The sequence below is a fragment of the Priestia sp. P5 genome (assembly GCF_029522155.1).
GTDB lineage: Bacteria > Bacillota > Bacilli > Bacillales > Bacillaceae_H > Priestia > Priestia megaterium_E.
The window spans coordinates 1-2,361 of record NZ_JAKWFJ010000016.1; the positions used below are offsets into that span (position 1 = coordinate 1).

Below are 2,361 nucleotides of genomic sequence, written 5' to 3' on the forward strand. Positions count from 1 at the left end.
CTTATGGTGCGACAAGAAGTCGCTTTCTTACAGTGTAGCTAACGCTACTCATCTAGACGCAGAGATGATCTCCATCCGAAACGGCATTCTTGGTAACGAGCATGTCGGTTGCATGAGGAAATGCGGAAACAGAGGGTAAATGTATGGCCCAGAATACTGCTAGGAGAAGATAGGTATGGTAAACGAGAGTGAAGGTTTGTAAGCTTCGTAAAGATTAGCTCAAGATAATGCATAGATTGGCTTGGGTCTTGGCAAGAGGAAAAGTAGAATCATAAGGCTACTGTGATGCGTCCCGCATCTTGCCCGGAGTAAAGAACCTACCTACCCCTATTGCATCTGTAGAATGTGGAACTTGGTAAGCCCTATGTCATCTGCATAAGCAGTAGGATGACTGTAAAGTCAAACGAAGTGACAGAGGGTATGGGACGTGAGAAAAAGCGAAAGCCGTTATCTCGAAAGAGAACAGGAAAACAAGAATATTGTATAACTGGACGGATACTGTCGTCGTTATAGATAATGGCAGGCTCGAAAGAGCGCCCACTTCTCACTGGTCTTCAACACGAAAATAAATTTGTGGCTATCTTCTAACGAAAAGGAGCGTGCTGTTATGAATACCTCTCTACGAGCGTCGGCGCACGTCTCGCATAAAGATTGGTACTCTATTGATTGGAGTATTATACAAAAATATGTAGCGAAGTTACGACAAAGAATTTATCGTGCCGAACAACAAAATCAACAAAGAAAAGTAAGGAAACTTCAACGTTTACTCCTTCGGAGTAAAGCAAATTTACTGCTTTCTATTCGCAGAGTAACACAACAAAATAACGGTAAGCGAACACCTGGTGTAGATGGCTACACGGCCTCAAAACCAAGCGAACGTATCAAACTTTATCAGCAACTAGTCAAATGTAATGTCTTTCGACATCGTCCAAATCCAGCAAAAAGAACGTTTATTCCGAAGAAAAACGGAAAGCTAAGACCTTTGGGTATTCCTACGATGCGAGACCGAGTCTATCAAAACGTAGTAAAAAACGCACTTGAACCCCAATGGGAGGTTAAATTTGAACCTACTTCCTACGGTTTTCGTCCTAAACGAAGTACGCATGATGCAATAAGTAATCTTTTTAAGAAGCTTAACACCAATAGCAAGAAAAAGTGGGTATTCGAAGGAGATTTTTTAGGATGTTTCGACCATCTTAATCATAAGTGGATAGTGGAACAAACATCTATGTTTCCGGGAAACATTCTCATTAAAAGGTGGCTTAAAATGGGATACATAGAGCAGGATATGCTTCATACGACAACAGAAGGAACCCCTCAAGGGGGGATCGTGTCTCCCCTTCTAGCTAATATCGCTTTATGCGGTATGGAAGAAGAGATTGGTATTGTTTATAAAAAGACATACAAACCAAACGGAGGATATAAAATCGACCCCAAATGTAAGATAGGACGTGTTCTCTACGCAGATGACTTCGTCATCGTAACGGAAACGAAGGAAAGCGCGGAAAGCATGTATCGAAACCTCGCTCCTTACTTACAAAAACGAGGAATTACACTTAGTATGGATAAAACTAGGGTTACACATATTGAGGACGGGTTTGATTTTCTTGGCTTCTCGCTGCGTCAATATAATACGGGACAAGGAAAGAAATTATTTATCAAACCTAGCAGAGACAGCATTAAAAAAGCAAAAAATAAGATAAAAGATACGTTCGCAGTAATGAGAGGACGGCCAATAAAAGAACTAATACGTGTTTTAAATCCAATTATTCGTGGTTACGGACAGTATTGGAAACATGTCGTTTCTAAAAAGACGTTTGGATATATGGATAATTACTTATTCCTTAAAATAACAAAACACCTTAAACGACTACATCCAAAGAAGGCGTGGAAATGGATTATTAAACGTTATTTTAAGAAGCCCAACCATGGAGGGAATGATAAATGGACTCTCACATGTCCACTTACTAACATTCAATTGTTAAAGATGTCCTGGATTAAGATAGAACGGCATGTCATGGTAGCCTATAAAAACAGCCCAGATGATCCGAGTCTAAGAGAGTATTGGGAAAAACGAGACCGTAAGGTCTTTAATAATGAAAATACATTGGATAGGATGAAACTCGCAAGAAAACAAGGATATCGTTGTGCATTGTGTAAGCAGACTTTACAAAATGGAGAGAAAGTTACAGTGCGAAACTTAGAGGTTTCTACAGGTGAATTTGCTAAATTAGTACATGTACCATGTATTAAATAAACAAGTTGTTCGGATAAAAAGAAGGCTTGAGCCGTATGACGGGAAATCTGTCACGTACGGTTCTTAGGGGGGCGGGCGCTCGTGAGAGTGCCTGCCTACCCGAC

General features: G+C 40.4%; 1 protein-coding gene. It reads left to right on the forward strand.

Annotated features, from left to right (window positions below):
• The first annotated feature begins 607 nt into the window (after positions 1-607).
• Positions 608-2,257, forward strand: a complete 1,650-nt coding sequence (gene ltrA / locus MMB69_RS27095) for a group II intron reverse transcriptase/maturase (protein ID WP_264409045.1) — start codon at positions 608-610, stop codon at positions 2,255-2,257.
• The last annotated feature ends 104 nt before the right edge of the window (positions 2,258-2,361 follow it).